Below are 15,222 nucleotides of genomic sequence, written 5' to 3' on the forward strand. Positions count from 1 at the left end.
GAGGCGGGGGCGCGGCCGTCGCAGTTGCCCTCGCGCAGGACCGGGATGACGGCGCAGCCCTTGACCATGTCGTAGCGGGCGCGGATGTCGCGCTCGTCGTCGGTCTTGGGGTCGTCCGGGTAGTCCGGCAGCGCGTAGCCCTGGCCCTGCAGCTCGGCGATCGCGGCCTTGAGCTGCGGGATGGAGGCCGAGATGTTGGGCAGCTTGATGATGTTGGCGCCGGGGGTCTTGGCCAGCTCGCCCAGCTCGGCGAGGGCGTCGTCGATCCGCTGCCCCTCCGCCAGACGCTCGGGGAAGGAGGCGATGATCCGCCCGGCCAGCGAGATGTCACGGCTCTCGACGGCGACCCCGGCGGTGGAGGCGTACGCCTCGATCACGGGCAGGAACGAGTACGTCGCCAAGGCCGGGGCCTCGTCGGTGTGCGTGTAGATGATGGTCGAGTCAGTCACCGGGTGCTCCGCTCCTACTCCACGTCTGCAACATTGCTCGACATCAAGATATCTCGTGGCGGTGCCGGGCTCGACAGGGACCCTGAGACATGGGTCACCCGGGGCCGGAACCCGCCTCCGGGCCACCGTATGCCGGGGGCACCCATCCGGATCGCCCGAAGGGCGTGAATTGCCGGAATCAGCCTCCGGGCGCGGCCCGAATCGGGCCGCGACGGCTCCCGCCTGCGGACTCCCGCGAAGATCACGTTCATGGTTCACTAATCAAGCAAAGGTTTTGGCCACTCCTGGAGGCGCTCTGATGACCGAATCCGATCCCCGGCCCGCGTCCGCCGACGACCTCCGCTCCAGGATCGACACCGGCAAACCGCATTCGGCGCGCTTCTGGAACTACTTCGTCGGCGGCAAGGACAACTACGAGGTCGACCGGGAGATCGGGGACCAGATCAAGGAGATCTTCCCCGGTCTGGTGGATGTGGCCAGAACCAGCCGGCTCTTCCTCGGCCGGGCCGTCCGCCATCTGGCGGCCGAGCGGGGAGTCCGGGACTTCCTCGACATCGGTACGGGGCTACCGACCGCCGACAACACCCATGAGGTGGCCCAGCGCGTCGCGCCGGACGCCCGGATCGTCTATGTGGACAACGACCCGCTGGTCCTGGCGCACGCCCGGGCGCTGCTCACCAGTACGCCCGAGGGCCGTACCGCCTATATCGACGCCGATCTGTACGACCCCGCGCGGATCGTCGCCCGGGCCGGGGAGACCCTGGACCTCTCCCGGCCGGTGGCGCTGATGATGCTCAACGTGCTGGGGCATGTGGCCGACCCCGGGCGGGCCAAGGCGCTGATCGACGCAGTGATGGCGGAGTTGCCGTCCGGCAGCCATCTGGTGATCAGCGACTCGACGGCCACCAGCCCGGGGATGGTCGCCGCGTCGGAGGCGTACAACAAGAGCGGCGCGGTGCCGTACCACGTCCGTACCGTCGAGGAGTTCAGCGGCTTCTTCGACGGGTACGAGCTGGTGGAGCCGGGCGTGGTGCCGGTGACGGAGTGGCGGCCCGAGGGCGACGGCACGCCCGAGGGGGTCGACGCGTACGGCGCGGTGGCGCGTAAGCCGTAACCCGCCTCCGGGCCCGGCCTGTTCCGTACGGGGGTTGGCCGGATCGCGCCGCCGGTACGACCTGAGGTGGAGGCCGGGCACCGTCTTCCCCGCCCGGGGGCGGAGTGCCGGTCTTCCGGAAGTCTGACGCGGGACGGCGGATCCGGCTCTACCGTCGTCCTCATGATCCCCCTCAGCCGTACGGCCACGGCCGTCGTCCTCGCCTGTACGCTCGCGCTGCCGCTGGCCGTCGCGGGCCCGGCGTCCGCCGGAACCGCCGACCGCGCGACCCCCGACCGGGTCGCCGTCACGGTCGCCCCGGCCGGCTCCGCCCGGGCACCGAGCACCGCCGAACTGCGACTCCCGCGCTCGACCGGCGAGTACGCCGTCGGCAGTTCGGTCCACCATCTGGTCGACCGCTCCCGGAAGGATCCGTGGGAGCCGACGGCGGACGGCCGCGAACTGATGGTCACCCTCCACTACCCCGCGGCGCGGCCCGGCGGCGGCGCGGCCCGGACCCCGTACGCCACCACCGCCGAGGCCGCGGCCCTGATCCGGGGCCTGGGCATAGAAGGGGCGGTTGCGCCGGAGCGGCTGGCCGCGACCGGCACCCACAGCCGCCCCGGGGCGAAGCCCGCGCGGGGCCGGTTCCCGCTGGTGGTCCTCTCCCCCGGGTTCAGCGTCTCGCGGTACACCCTGACGAGCCTCGCGGAGGATCTGGCGAGCCGGGGATATGTCGTCGCCTCCGTCGACCACGCCTACGAGTCGTACGGCATCTCGGTCCCGGGCGGCCGGACGCTGCCCTGTACGGCGTGCAAGGCGCTGGACGTGGACGGGGTGCCCGCGAGCGTCGTCACCTCGACCCGGGCGAAGGACGTCTCGTACCTCCTGGACCGGCTGACCAGCCGTCAGCCGGTGTGGAAGCACGCGGGGATGATCGACCGCAAGCGGATCGGGATGGCGGGCCACTCCATCGGCGGGGCGTCGGCCGCCACCACCATGGCGGGTGACCGGCGGGTGCTGGCCGGAATCAATATGGACGGGGCGTTCTGGGAGGACCTGCCGCCCGGCGGTCTGAACGGCCGGGCCTTCATGATGATGGGCACCGACGACGAGGTGCACCGGCCCGGCGGTATCGACACCACCTGGGACCAGATGTGGCCGACGCTGGACGGCTGGAAGCGCTGGGTGACGGTGGAGGGTTCGGACCACGGCTCGTTCTCCGACTTCCCCTTGATCCAGGGGCACTTCGGGCTGCCCGCGCCGCCGCTGCCCGCCGATCGGACCGCCGCCCTGGTCCGCTCCTACACCGCCGCCTTCTTCGACCAGCATCTGAAGAAGCGTCAGCAGCCGTTGCTGACGGGCCCGTCGGCGGCCAATCCGGAGGTCAACTTCCACCATCTGCCCTGACGGTGGTGACCGGGGCGACCCGACCGGCGCCCCGGTCACCGGTAAACACACCTGCTCACTGTTGGTCCAGACCTCTTGACGAAAGGTCTGGACCAACTTACGTTGTGGCGCACCACCCCCACGTACGTCTCCAGGCCCCCCACAGTCCCAGGAGGTGAGCGTGTCCCGGCGATGTCCCCCCACCCCCCGTCCGCCGCATCCCGCCCCCTCCCGTCCGGCCGTGAGCCGACGGCCACCGGCTGCCGGAAGCCCGTGGAGACAGGAAGGGAGCACGCATGAAGGCTCGCCGATCCCGATTCTTCGGGGCGGGCATCGCCGCCGCCCTGGCCGTCCCGCTGTTCCTCGCCGCGGCCCCGCCCGGACAGGCCGCCGACGGCCCGCCCCGGGCCGTACCGCTCGCACTGACCTCGGAACTCGCCGAACGGGCCGCCGAACGCCCCGTCACGGCCGAGCGTGACCGGGGCGCCGACTCCGCCGGACGCGCCGCCGCCGACACCTGCGCCATCAAGTCCAAGCCCGCGGGCAAGATCCTGCACGGCTACTGGGAGAACTGGGACGGCGCGGCCAACGGCGTCCATCCGCCGATGGGCTGGATCCCGATCAACGACTCCCGGATCACCGCCAACGGCTACAACGTCCTCAACGCCGCCTTCCCGGTCATCCTCCCCGACGGCACGGTGCTGTGGGAGGACGGGATGGACCGTACGGTGAAGGTCGCCACCCCGGCCGAGATGTGCGCGGCCAAGGCCAACGGGCTGACCATCCTGCTCTCCATCGGCGGAGCCGCCGCCGGGATCGACCTCAGCTCCGCCGCGGTCGCCGACCGCTTCGTCAATACCGTCGTACCGATCCTCCAGCGGTACAACTTCGACGGAATCGACATCGACATCGAGACCGGCCTGACCGGCAGCGGCAACATCAACCAGCTCTCCGCCTCCCAGACCAACCTGATCCGGATCATCGACGGCGTACTCGCCCGGATGCCGTCGAACTTCGGGCTGACCATGGCCCCCGAGACCGCCTATGTCACCGGCGGCAGTGTCGTCTACGGCTCCATCTGGGGCTCGTATCTGCCGATCATCAAGAAGTACGCCGACAACGGCCGCCTGTGGTGGCTCAACATGCAGTACTACAACGGCGCGATGTACGGCTGCTCCGGCGACTCCTACGAGGCCGGAACGGTCGCCGGGTTCCGGGCGCAGACCGACTGCCTCAACCGGGGCCTCGTCATCCAGGGCACCACGATCCGGGTGCCGTACGACAAACAGGCCCCCGGCCTCCCGGCCCAGCAGGGCGCGGGCGGCGGCTATATGCCCCCGCCGCTGGTCGCGCAGGCGTGGAACGGCTACAACGGCGCGCTGAAGGGTCTGATGACCTGGTCCCTGAACTGGGACGGCTCCCGCAACTGGACCTTCGGCCAGAACGTGAAGTCGCTCCAGGGCCGCTGACGGTACGTCACTTGATGCGAACGCCGCCGCCCGCGCCCACCCGGCGCGGGCGGCGGCGCTCACCCCGCGGCGACCGGCCGGGCCACCGCCCTCAACTCCTTTGTGTCACCGCCCTGTTACGTCACGAATCCACCGGCCCGCCCCGCCCCGACCTCGGGAGCTGCCCGCCGTGACGAAACACGCCGCAATAATGGTCCAGACCTTTACGAACGCCCAGGTCGCCTTATAGCGTGAACACCGGTGAAACATCCCCCACAGTTTCATCATCCCCCCACAAGGAGTGACACGTTGACGGGCATCCTCGATGCCGCACTGTGCCGCTACCAACGGCACAGCACCACCATCCTCAGAGTCTCCGTCGGGCTGGTCTTCGTCGGATTCGGTGTCATGAAGTTCCTCCCGGGCGCCAGCCCGGCCGAGGACGTCGCGACCCGGACGATGGACGTCCTCGCCTTCGGGCTCGTACCGCCGGGGGCGACCCGCCCCCTGCTGGCGCTGTTCGAGACCGCGATCGGCATCGGGCTGATCACCGGATTCCTCCTGCGGGTGGTGCTCGCGGCCTTCTTCCTGCACATGGGCGGGGTCTTCTCCGCCCTGCTGATCCTTCCGGACGAGATGTGGGACGACCAACTGCCCACCCTGGAGGGGCAGTACATCATCAAGAACGTGGTGCTGATAGCCGCCTGCCTCGCGGTCGCGGCCGAGGAGAGCCGCCACACCACGGTGATCACCCCACGCCGTCGCCACGCCCTCGAATCCGAACCGCGGATCGCCCCGGAAACCCATCCACCGCTCGTCGTACCCGACCCGGGACCGCGGTTCACCACCCGGGAGCCGGGCCCCAGACCGAGCCGGGAACCCAGCGCCCGGTTGTGACACCGCCGTTACCGGAATTGTGGGCTCCACCACAGGTGGATCCGGTGGTCCGCTGCTGGACTCGGCAGATGCGCCGACCCTCACGGACCACCGTGCCCGCGATCCCCCGGTCCCCGTCCCCCGTCCCCGGCCCCGCCGGGCGACCGGGATGACCGCCCTCTTCCTGCTGCTGATCGTCCCGGTGGGCGGTGGCGCCGCCCTCACCCTCACCGGCTACGGCATCGGGACCCTGCTGGGCTCCTTCCACATCCGCCGCCACGGCCGGACCGCCGCCCGGCTGCGTGGGCTGGCCGGGCTCTGCGGCGGAGCGGCGGCAGCGGTCTACACGTACGGCGCCGTACTCCTGGCCCTGTCCGTACTGACGGCCGAGGACGGCGGCGCGGGCTCCTCGCCCCCGGTCCCCTGCCGGGACGTACCGGGGCACCACGAGGACATCGCACGGGTCTCCGGCTACTCCCTGAACTTCGTTCCGCTGCGGTTCGACTGCGAACTCACCGGCGGCGGCTCCTACGACTCCGGCGCGGTGCCGGGGATCGTCAACGCCGGCGCGGCGACCCTCGCACTCTCCGGCGCCGTCGCCCGGTTCGCCGCCGGACGCGTGCCGACCCCCTCCTAGGCCCTCACCCGATCGGCGCACCGGTATTGCCGCCGCGCCGGGCCCGGCGGAGGGTGGCGGGGACGGCTGTGCGGGGAGAAGGGCTGGTCGGCGGCATGGCGGAGAAGGCCGATAAGGCGGACCACACCGATAGAAGAGCCCGGCGGATCGCGGACTTCATCGCACCGCTGCGGGTCCCCCCGGGGTCGGACGTCGATCTCGCGGCGGACTACGACCCCCGCTACCGGGCGCATCTGAAGAAGGCGCAGGGGGCGGAGCTGCTGCGGACGGGCGTCGAACTGCTCGCCGAGTACCAGGCCCGGCTGGCCGCCCAGGACACGTACGGTGTGCTGGTCTGTCTCCAGGCGCTGGACGCCGGGGGCAAGGACGGCACCATCCGGCATGTGATGACGGGGATGAATCCGCAGGGCGTGCAGGTCAGCAGTTTCAAGGTGCCGTCGGACGAGGAGCTGGACCACGACTATCTGTGGCGGTACGCGCGCCGGCTGCCCGCCAGGGGCGATATCGCGGTCTTCAACCGCTCCCACTACGAGGAGGTCCTCGTGGTCCGGGTCCATCCGGAGGTGCTGGACCGGCAGAAGCTGCCGCCGTCGGCGCGCCGCCGGGGTATCTGGGAGCGCCGCTACCGGGAGATCAACGACTGGGAGCGGTATCTCACCGACAACGGCTTCAAGGTCGTGAAGATCTTCCTCAATCTCTCCAAGGAGGAGCAGCGGACCCGGTTCCTGAAGCGGATCGATCTGCCGGAGAAGAACTGGAAGTTCTCGGCGGCCGATGTCCGGGAGCGCCGGTTCTGGGACGACTACCAGCGGGCCTTCTCGGAGATGCTGTCGGCCACGAGTACGGAGTGGGCGCCCTGGTACGTCGTCCCGGCGGACCGCAAGTGGTTCGCCCGGATCTGCGCCTCGGCGGTTCTGGTGCACACCCTGATGGAGCTGGACCCCCGGTATCCGACCGTGGGGAAGAAGGCCCGGGAGGAGCTGCTGAACGTCCGGCGGGAGCTGGAGGCCGAGGCGCCCGAGGGCGCTTCGGAGGATCCGTACGCCGCCGCGCATCCGGGTGCCGAGCCGCCGCTGCCCCGCAAGCGGAGCCGTAAGGGCAAGGCGGCGCGACGGTGAGCGGCGGTGCCGGGCCGGAGTCCGCGGCCGGGGCCGGGGCTGGTGACACGCCCTGGTACGCGCGGGAGGCGGTAGAGGTCGCGGCGGCGTTCGGCGTCGATCCGGAGTCCGGTCTGTCGTCCGGGCGGGCCGCCGAACTGCTGGCCGCGCACGGCCCGAACGCGCTGCCGGAGGAGAAGCCGCCGCCCGCCTGGCGGCGGTTCCTGGCGCAGTACCGCAGCTATATGCAGATCATCCTGGTGGCCGCGGCGGTGGTGTCGCTGGTGATCGGCCAGTGGAGTACGGCGGTTCTGCTCGCCCTGCTGACGCTGTTGAACGCGGTGGTGGGGGTGCGGCAGGAGGGCAAGGCGGAGAGCGCGATGAACGCGCTGAAGTCGATGATGCGGGCGACCGCGCGGGTCCGGCGGGACGGGACGGAGTCGGAGATCCCGGCCGAGGGGCTGGTGCCCGGGGACGTGGTGCTGATCGCCGCCGGGGACCAGGTGCCCGCGGACGGGCGGATCGTGTCGGCCGACGCGCTCCAGATCGACGAGTCGGCGCTCACCGGGGAGAGCGTGCCCGCCGGGAAGGACACGGCGGCCCTGGCGGCGGGCGGCCCGCCGTCCGGCGGGCTCTCCCCTGGTGAGCAGTCGAACACGGCCTTCATGAACACCCCGGTCACCCATGGCGGCGGGGTGCTGGTGATCACGGCGACGGGGGCGGACACCGAGCTGGGGAAGATCTCCGGCATGCTGTCGGCGACCCGGTCCGAGCAGTCTCCGCTGACCCGGCAGCTCGACCGGCTGACGCTGTGGATCGCCGGGGCGGCCGGGCTGACCATGGTGGTGATGTTCGCCCTGGGCCGGACCCGGGGGCAGGCGTGGGACACCCTCTTCGTCAGCGCCGTCTCCCTCGCGGTGGCCGCGATCCCCGAGGCCCTGCCGACGGTGACCCAGGTGATCCTCTCCGTCGGCAGTCTCAATCTCGCCCGGCGCAACGCGATCGTGAAGGAGCTGCCGTCGGTGGAGACGCTGGGCTTCACCTCGGCGATCAACTCCGACAAGACCGGCACGCTGACGATGAACCAGATGACGGTGGTGGAGGTGGTCACGCCGACGGACCGCTACACCGTCTCCGGTACGGGGTACGGGCTCGGCGGCCGGATCCACCGGGCGGCGGGCTCCACCGCGAGCGTCGAGGACGCGATCCTGCCGTTTCTGCTGGCCAATGACGCCCGGCTGGTGGACGGCGCGGTGGTCGGGGATCCGACCGAGGGCGCGCTGCTGGTCCTCGGGCACAAGGCCGGGCTGGACATCGAGGCCACCCGGGACCGGCTGCCCCGGCTGGCGACCCTGCCGTTCGACCCGGTCTACAAGCTGATGGCGACCTTCAACTCCGCCGAGGACGCGGCCGGGCGGCCGGTGGTACGGGTCTTCGTCAAGGGCGCCGCGCCCGCGGTGATCGAGCGGGCCGTGAGCGCCCTGGCCGACGGCCGTGACGTCCCGTGGGACGCGGAACTGAGCGGCCGGGCCGCCGGGGCCGTGGCCCGGATGGGCGGTGAGGGCCATCGGGTGATGGCCGCCGCGACCCGGGATCTGGATCCGGCGGAGTTCGATCCCGGGGGCGATCTGCTGGGCCTGGTCACGGGGGTACGGATGACGGCGCTGGTGGGCATGGTGGATCCGCCGCGCGAGGAGTCCCGGGCGGCCGTGGCCGCCGCGCAGGAGGCCCATATCCGGGTCCGGATGGTCACCGGGGACGATGTGACGACGGGCGCGGCGATCGCCCGGCAGCTCGGCATCCCCGGTGACGCGGTGCTCGGCGCCGACTTCGCGGCGCTCCCGGAGGCGGAGCGGCTGGCCAGGATCGAGTCGGTCGGGGTGGTGGGCCGGGTGGCGCCCGAGCACAAGGTGCTGCTGGCCGATGTGCTGAAACGGAAGGGCGAGGTCGTCGCGATGACCGGCGACGGGGTGAACGACGCGCCCGCCATCAAGGCCGCCGATATCGGGATCGCCATGGGCAGCGGGACCGACGTGGCGAAGAACGCCGGCCGGATGATCCTCTCGGACGACAACTTCGCCACGATCGTCTACGCCGTCGAAGAGGGCCGCAAGCTCTACGACAATCTGAAGAAGTACATCCGGTTCGTCCTGCTGCTGCTGGTGGCGTTCGTTCTGACGTTCCTCGGCGCGACGCTCTTCAATATCGCGGCGGGTGAACCGTTCACCCCGGCCCAGGTGCTCTGGATCCACTTCGTGGTCAACGCGCCGTTCGGCTTCGCGCTCGGTTTCGACCGGGAGAGCCCGGGGCTGATGCGGCGGCGGCCCCGGCCGCGCGGCGAATCCGTACTGACCCGTCCGCTGCTGTTCTCGGTCGGGCTGAGCGGGTTGCTGCTCACGGTGCTGCTGCTGGCGCTGATCGTGCTGGGCGAGAAGCACTTCGGCAGTGCGGAGATCGGCCGGTCGACGGCGTTCACCGCGTTCGCGCTCTGTCTGATCGTGGCGGCGTTCGAGTGCCGGAGCGAGACGGAGTCGGTACTGCGGGCGTCCACCTTCGACAGCAAGCAGATGAACTGGGCGGCGCTGGCCGAGTTCGCGCTCGCGGTGATGGTGACCCAACTGGACGGCTTCCGCCGGATCCTCGACACGGTCCGGCTCGACTTGCGGCAGTTCGGCTGGGCCCTGCTGGCGGCGGTGGTCCTGCTGGTCTGCTGGGAGGCGGCCAAGTTCGTGGCCCGCCGCGCCCGCGGGGCGCCCGCCGCCGTACCCGAACCGGTGCCGTCGCCGGCGTCCTGACCGGCACCGCCCCTCCGGCCCCGGCGGGGTGCCGCGTTCTCCCCCGCCGAGGCCGGTGCCCGGGTCCGCGCGGGGGCCGACTGCGCGACGCGCCGCTCGGCTGAGCGGAACGGAATACTCCATATGTCCCGTGGATGAAAACCCACGGGACATTTGCATGCTCTTGGGGACATCGTGGCCGGCGCGCGGGCCGCGACGCCGATGCCCTCTTGTTGCGGGGGTGCCCACTGCCCCACGATGAACGGCGACCATCAACCCGTCCATGACATCGGCTCAGCCCAGGGCCGTGTCCCGGGCGGGTGTTTCTGCTCCACGCACGTTTCCGGCACCTTCCTCAGCGGCCCGAACGGCCGCCAGCGCAAGGGGAGACACCGTGGCACGACGGATCACTCGCATCGGCCGGGTACTGCGCGTCAGACGCGCCCGGCCCTCCTCCACCACCGACCGCGGACCGCGCCGCCGTCCCTCGCGGACCGCCCTCTCCGCCCTCGCCGCCTGCTCCGGCGTCCTGCTGTTATTACCGCTCGGCGCGGGCTCCGCGGGCGCGGCCCCGGCGGCCGGCCCCTCGTCCGCCGATCGCTCGGCGATCGCGGAGCAGAAAATCGAGCCCGAGCTGCGGCGCCAGCTCGACCGGGGCAAGACCGAGTTCTGGGTACGGTTCGACACCGCCGCCGACCTCGGCACCGCCGAGCGGGCCCGGGGCAAGACCGCCAAGGCGCGGGCCGTGTACGACGCCAAGCGCGCCCACGCCGAACGCTCCCAGGCGGGCGTGGTCGAGGCCCTGAGGAACGTCCGGGCCGAGTACACCTCGTACTGGGCCGTGAACACCGTCCGGGTCGTCGCCGACGCCAAGGTCGCCGAGTCGCTGGCCCAGCGGCCCGAGGTCGCCGGGCTCGACGCCGACGACACGGTCACCCTCCCGAAGCCGGTCAGGGGCGAGCGGGAGACCACCGTCGACGCGGTCGAGTGGAACATCGACCGGATCGGCGCCCCCAGGGTCTGGGAGCAGCTCGGGTTCCGCGGCGAGAGCGTCGTGGTCGCCAATATCGATACCGGGGTCGACGTCCAGCACCCCGCGATCAACACCCAGTACCGGGGCCGGGCGGCCGACGGCACGTACACCCATGACTACAACTGGTTCGACCCGGCCGGGATCTGCCCCACCAAGGCCCCCTGCGACAACAACGACCACGGCACCCACACCATGGGCACGATGGTCGGCGACGACGGCGGCGCCAACAAGATCGGGGTGGCGCCCGGGGCCCGCTGGATCGCCGCGAAGGGCTGCGAGTCCAACTCCTGCTCCCAGGCGTCCCTGCTGGCGTCCGGGCAGTGGATCCTCGCCCCCACCGACGTCAACGGGGCCAATCCGCGCCCCGATCTCGCCCCCGACATCGTGAACAACTCCTGGGGCAGCGGCGTCCACAACCCCTGGTACAAGGAGATCGTGAACGCCTGGCGGGCGGCCGGGATCTTCCCCGCGTTCTCCAACGGCAACAACGGTCCCGCCTGCGCCACCAGCGGCTCGCCGGGCGACTACGTGGCGTCGTACAGCTCCGGCGCCTTCGACGTCAACAACACCATCGCGAGCTTCTCCTCCCGGGGCGCCGGTGACGAGGGCGGCATCAAGCCCAATGTCGCCGCGCCCGGGTCCAATGTGCGCTCCGCGATCCGCAACGGAGGATACGGCTCGTTCTCCGGCACCTCGATGGCCTCCCCGCACACCGCCGCCACGGTCGCCCTGATCTGGTCGGCCGCCCCGGCGCTCCGCGGCGACATCGCCCAGACCGCCGCGCTGCTCGACCAGTCCGCGATCGATGTCGACGCCACGGCCTGCGGCGGCACCCCCGCCGACAACAACGTCTTCGGCGAGGGCAGGCTGGACGCCTTCGCCGCCGTCCAGGCCGCGCCGAGGGGGCCGGTCGGCGCGCTCGCCGGTACCGTGACCGCCACCGGCGCCCCGCTCGCCGGGGCCCGGGTCGTCGCCGAGGGCCCGATCAGCCGGACCGCCGTCACCACCCCCGACGGCCGCTACAGCTTCCCGGCGCTCTCGGCCGGGACGTACACCGTCACCGGCGGCAAGTTCGGCCACCAGAGCGCGAGCGGTACCGTCACGGTCGCCGAGAACGCCACCGCCACCCTCGATCTCGCCCTCGTCCCCGCCGCGTCCGGCAAGGTCACCGGTGTGGTGACCTCGGCCGCCGGGCCCGCCGCCGGTGCCACGGTGACCGTCACGGACACCCCGGTGACCGCGGTGACCGACGCCACCGGCCGGTTCGAGGCGGTCCTGCCGCACGGCTCGTACGAACTGCGGGCCACCCACCCGTCCCGCTGCTCCTCCGCGGGCTCGACCCGGATCACCGTCAGCGGCGACACCACGGCGCAGATCGCGCTGCCGCAGCGCACCGACACCTTCGGCTACGCCTGCGCCACCGGGAGCGGCGGCTACCAGGCCGGTAGCCAGCGGCTCGCGCTCACCGGCGACAACGCGACCGAGCGGATCGAACTGCCCTTCTCCGTCCCGTTCTACGGGAAGAACTACGGCGTGGCCCATGTGGGGACCAACGGCAACCTCAGCTTCGGCGGTCCGCACACCGGCGACTCCAACGGAAGCATCCCCAGCCTCGCCACCCCGAACGCCGGGCTCTACCCCTTCTGGGACGATCTGGTGCTGACCGGTGAGGGCGAGTCCGCGGTCTACACCGGGGTGACCGGTACCGCGCCGAACCGGGCGTTCGTCGTCGAATGGCGCGACGCCGTCCACTGGTCGGACCAGAGCAGCCGGTTCTCCTTCGCCGCCGTGATCGGCGAGGACGGTGTGGTGACCTACCACTACAAGGGCACCACGGGCAGCGGTCTGCCGGGCGGCGCCAGTGCGACCGTCGGGGTGGAGAACGCCAACGGCACCGACGCGTTCCTCTACTCCCTCAACTCCCCCGCCCTCTCCGACGGTCTGTCGATCACCTTCCGCACCACCCGGCACGGTGTGCTGCAGGGCCGGGTACTCGACGCCAATGACGGCAAGGGCGTGGCCGGGGCGACGGTGGCGGTCGGCACCGGGACGTCGGCGGTGACCGTCACCACCGGCGCGGACGGCGGCTATGTCGCCCAGACCCCGGCGGGCGCGCAGCCGGTGGCCGTGTCGGCGCCGTCGTACGAGAGCGCGGAGGCCACCGTCGAGGTGGCGGCCGGGACCGTGGCCCGGGACAGCCGGTCGCTGCGGACCGGCCGGGTGACGCCCGCCAAGGCGTCGCTCGATGTGGTCGCCCCCGGTGACCAGCGGCGCACCCGGACGATCGAACTGTCCAACCCCGGTCTCGGGACGGCCTTCACTGCCGCGTCCGAGGCGTCCTGGCTGACGGTCGGCCCGGCCGCCGGCGAACTGGCCACCGGCGCGAAGGCGGCGCTGACCGTGACCGTGGACACCGCGGGGCAGGCCCCGGGTACGGTGCTCCGCGGCACGGTCCGGATCGAGTCCCGCAGCGGCCGGTCGCCGGTGTTGTCGATTCCGGTCACGGTCGTCGTGCCGCGCTACCAGACGGCGCTCGACACCGGCGCCAGGACGGCATCGGTCGACGCGCTGGGCGACGCCTGGGCCCCGGACCGGGCCTACGCGACCGGTTCGTACGGCTACCAGGGCACGTCCGGGACCCGCTCCACCAGCCGCGCGATCGCCGGTACGGATGATCCGGCGCTCTTCCGCACGGCCCGCGAGGGCATGTACGAGTACCGCTTCGACGGGGTGCCGAACGGGGTCTACACCGTGGAACTCGGCTTCGCCGAGGTGTCGTCGACCCGGCCCAACAAGCGGGTCTTCGACGTACTCGCCGAGGGGGCGCAGGTACTGCCCGCCCTCGACATCGCCCTGGAGGCGGGGACGTACACGGCCGTACAGCGCGCCTATACGGTGACGGTCACCGACGGCACGCTCAACGTCCGGTTCGTCGCCCGGGCCGGTTACGGCAAGCCGCTGGTCAACTCCCTGCGGGTGACGGACCGGCCGGACCTGGCGCCTCCGGCGCGGGCGGCCCGGTGACGGCCGCGTGCCGACCCACCGATTGCACTCTTCCACTGATCCGCTGATCCGCTGATTCACTGATCCGCTGAGGAGACGGGCGGGGCACCGGAGGCCATCCGGTGCCCCGCCCGTACGGATGCTCCGCGCCCTACGGCTCCGGAGCCTCAGGTTCCGATGCCCAGGCGGGCGCCGACGGCGGCCGGGACGGGCAGGATCCGTTCCGGCGGCAGCAGCCGCTCGGCCTGCGCGGTCCGGCCCGCGCGGACCAGCTCACCGATCCGGCGGGCCCTGGGCGTGATGTCGGTGATCTCGGTGACCCAGTCCTCGGCATAGGTACGGATCAGGGTCCGGCCGATACCGATCTGGATGCTGTAGTGATTCAGGGCCGCGCCCCGCAGGGACCGTTCGGGATCCCACTGGACATGGACGGGCGCGTCGGCGAGTGCCTCGGGGTCGCCGGTGGTGAGCGCGGCGGCGCGGAGCGCCTCCGTCCAGCCCTCATGGGTGATCCGGACCGCGAGGATCCGGGTCTGCCCCATTTTGCGGGCCCAGTTGCTGCGGTGCATCAGCCAGCTGAACGACGGTTTGATCCAGGTCATCCGGCAGAACGAGAACGGCGCCGTGAACCGTCCGGCGCGCAGGGCGGCGTCGGCGACGGCGGGCGCGTACGCCTGGTAGACGACGATGGTCCGCGCGTCGTAGTCGGCCCGGACGCTGTACTGCGAGGTCATACCCGTCACGCTCGCATCGGACGGGCGGGCCGGGCGACCGGTTTTCCCCGCGCGGCAGGGCCGCCGACTCTCCCGCACCCCTGGAACGTCCGGTTCCGGGGCGGGGGTTCAGCGGTCGATCCGCCAGGCCGCGTCCGGGGGCGGGGCGCCGGTGGCGAGGATGTGCGCCACGATCCGCAGCGCCTCCGGGAGCGGGACGGTGTCCTGGTCGGGGTATTCGTCGTCCTGTCCGTTGGCGAGGACGAAGCCGTCGCTCCACTCGTCGCCGGCGTCCGGGTCGACGGCGTGCTCCCCGGGGTCGCCGGGCCGTTCGAGCAGCATCACCATCGCGCGCCGGTTGTTGGAGAGCACCGCCAGGGACCGCCCGGCGGAGCTGGTCAGCCAGGTCTCCAGCTCGCCCCGGCCGGCCCGGGCGCGCAGCAGCTCCGGTACATCGCCGGGCGCCACGGGGGCCGGATCGGGGCCCACCGTCCAAGTCTCGGTCATGGGTCCGACCCTCTCACGGCCCCGGAAGGGGTTCGCACCGCGCTCCGGGCGCCGTTGTCAGTGGTGGCCCGTACCGTCGGTCGGGTCGGGTGACACGGACGGCGGAAGGGGGTGGTGAACTGCTCGGCAGGGAGTGAACTCTAGTGTGCATGTGCGTGTTTGAGTGTGCGTTATGATCTGTGTATGAACCTCAAGGAGTGGGC

At 71.7% G+C, this 15,222-nt stretch carries 11 protein-coding genes; 8 read left to right on the plus strand and 3 right to left on the minus strand.

Annotated features, from left to right (window positions below):
• A partial coding sequence (locus AB0G74_RS33330; protein ID WP_361154178.1) for an NADP-dependent isocitrate dehydrogenase occupies positions 1–449 on the minus strand: 449 nt, incomplete at its 3' end.
• 298 nt (positions 450–747) lie between these two features.
• Between AB0G74_RS33330 and AB0G74_RS33335 the strand changes: the two genes are divergently transcribed.
• The 8 genes from AB0G74_RS33335 (at position 748) to AB0G74_RS33370 (ending at position 13,820) form a co-directional block, all read left to right on the plus strand.
• On the plus strand, positions 748–1,563 hold the full coding sequence (locus AB0G74_RS33335) for an SAM-dependent methyltransferase (RefSeq protein ID WP_361154180.1): 816 nt from the start codon (positions 748–750) through the stop codon (positions 1,561–1,563).
• A gap of 162 nt (positions 1,564–1,725) precedes the next feature.
• Complete coding sequence (locus AB0G74_RS33340; protein ID WP_361154182.1) at positions 1,726–2,952, plus strand: alpha/beta hydrolase; 1,227 nt, start codon at positions 1,726–1,728, stop codon at positions 2,950–2,952.
• A 275-nt stretch (positions 2,953–3,227) separates the two neighbouring features.
• Positions 3,228–4,400, plus strand: coding sequence for a chitinase (locus AB0G74_RS33345; protein ID WP_361154185.1), 1,173 nt, complete (start codon positions 3,228–3,230; stop codon positions 4,398–4,400).
• Between the two features lie 288 nt (positions 4,401–4,688).
• A complete protein-coding gene (locus AB0G74_RS33350) occupies positions 4,689–5,276 on the plus strand; it encodes a DoxX family protein (RefSeq protein WP_361154188.1) in 588 nt (195 codons plus the stop codon).
• Between the two features lie 148 nt (positions 5,277–5,424).
• Entirely contained in the window at positions 5,425–5,892 is a 468-nt protein-coding gene (locus AB0G74_RS33355) for a hypothetical protein (RefSeq protein ID WP_361154191.1), read from the plus strand.
• 95 nt (positions 5,893–5,987) lie between these two features.
• The gene (locus AB0G74_RS33360; protein WP_361154204.1) at positions 5,988–7,010 is read left to right on the plus strand and encodes a polyphosphate kinase 2 family protein; all 1,023 of its coding nucleotides are present in this window, start codon (positions 5,988–5,990) and stop codon (positions 7,008–7,010) included.
• Positions 7,007–9,784: an HAD-IC family P-type ATPase gene (locus tag AB0G74_RS33365; protein ID WP_361154194.1), complete on the plus strand. Its 2,778-nt coding sequence runs from the start codon at positions 7,007–7,009 to the stop codon at positions 9,782–9,784. Before AB0G74_RS33360 ends, AB0G74_RS33365 begins: the two co-directional genes overlap by 4 nt.
• A 373-nt stretch (positions 9,785–10,157) precedes the next feature.
• Positions 10,158–13,820 (plus strand): S8 family serine peptidase, encoded by a 3,663-nt coding sequence (locus AB0G74_RS33370; RefSeq protein WP_361154196.1) that lies wholly within the window; start codon positions 10,158–10,160, stop codon positions 13,818–13,820.
• A 146-nt stretch (positions 13,821–13,966) separates the two neighbouring features.
• On the opposite strand, the gene AB0G74_RS33375 is transcribed toward AB0G74_RS33370, so the two are convergent.
• Positions 13,967–14,533 carry a DUF4291 domain-containing protein gene (locus AB0G74_RS33375; RefSeq protein WP_361154199.1) on the minus strand — a complete coding sequence of 189 codons (567 nt, stop codon included), beginning with the start codon at positions 14,531–14,533 and terminating at the stop codon, positions 13,967–13,969.
• 108 nt (positions 14,534–14,641) lie between these two features.
• Positions 14,642–15,019, minus strand: coding sequence for a hypothetical protein (locus AB0G74_RS33380; RefSeq protein WP_361154201.1), 378 nt, complete (start codon positions 15,017–15,019; stop codon positions 14,642–14,644).
• Positions 15,020–15,222 lie beyond the last annotated feature (203 nt).

It is taken from the genome of Streptomyces sp. NPDC020875, from assembly GCF_040641415.1.
GTDB lineage: Bacteria > Actinomycetota > Actinomycetes > Streptomycetales > Streptomycetaceae > Streptomyces.

Excerpts from the sequence above, each read along its gene's own strand:
- AB0G74_RS33335 (WP_361154180.1), top strand. The coding sequence starts at position 748 with ATGACCGAATCCGATCCCCGGCCCGCGTCCGCCGACGACCTCCGCTCC.
- AB0G74_RS33340 (WP_361154182.1), top strand. The coding sequence starts at position 1,726 with ATGATCCCCCTCAGCCGTACGGCCACGGCCGTCGTCCTCGCCTGTACG.
- AB0G74_RS33345 (WP_361154185.1), top strand. The coding sequence starts at position 3,228 with ATGAAGGCTCGCCGATCCCGATTCTTCGGGGCGGGCATCGCCGCCGCC.
- AB0G74_RS33355 (WP_361154191.1), top strand. The coding sequence starts at position 5,425 with ATGACCGCCCTCTTCCTGCTGCTGATCGTCCCGGTGGGCGGTGGCGCC.
- AB0G74_RS33360 (WP_361154204.1), top strand. The coding sequence starts at position 5,988 with ATGGCGGAGAAGGCCGATAAGGCGGACCACACCGATAGAAGAGCCCGG.
- AB0G74_RS33375 (WP_361154199.1), bottom strand. The coding sequence starts at position 14,533 with ATGACCTCGCAGTACAGCGTCCGGGCCGACTACGACGCGCGGACCATC.
- AB0G74_RS33380 (WP_361154201.1), bottom strand. The coding sequence starts at position 15,019 with ATGACCGAGACTTGGACGGTGGGCCCCGATCCGGCCCCCGTGGCGCCC.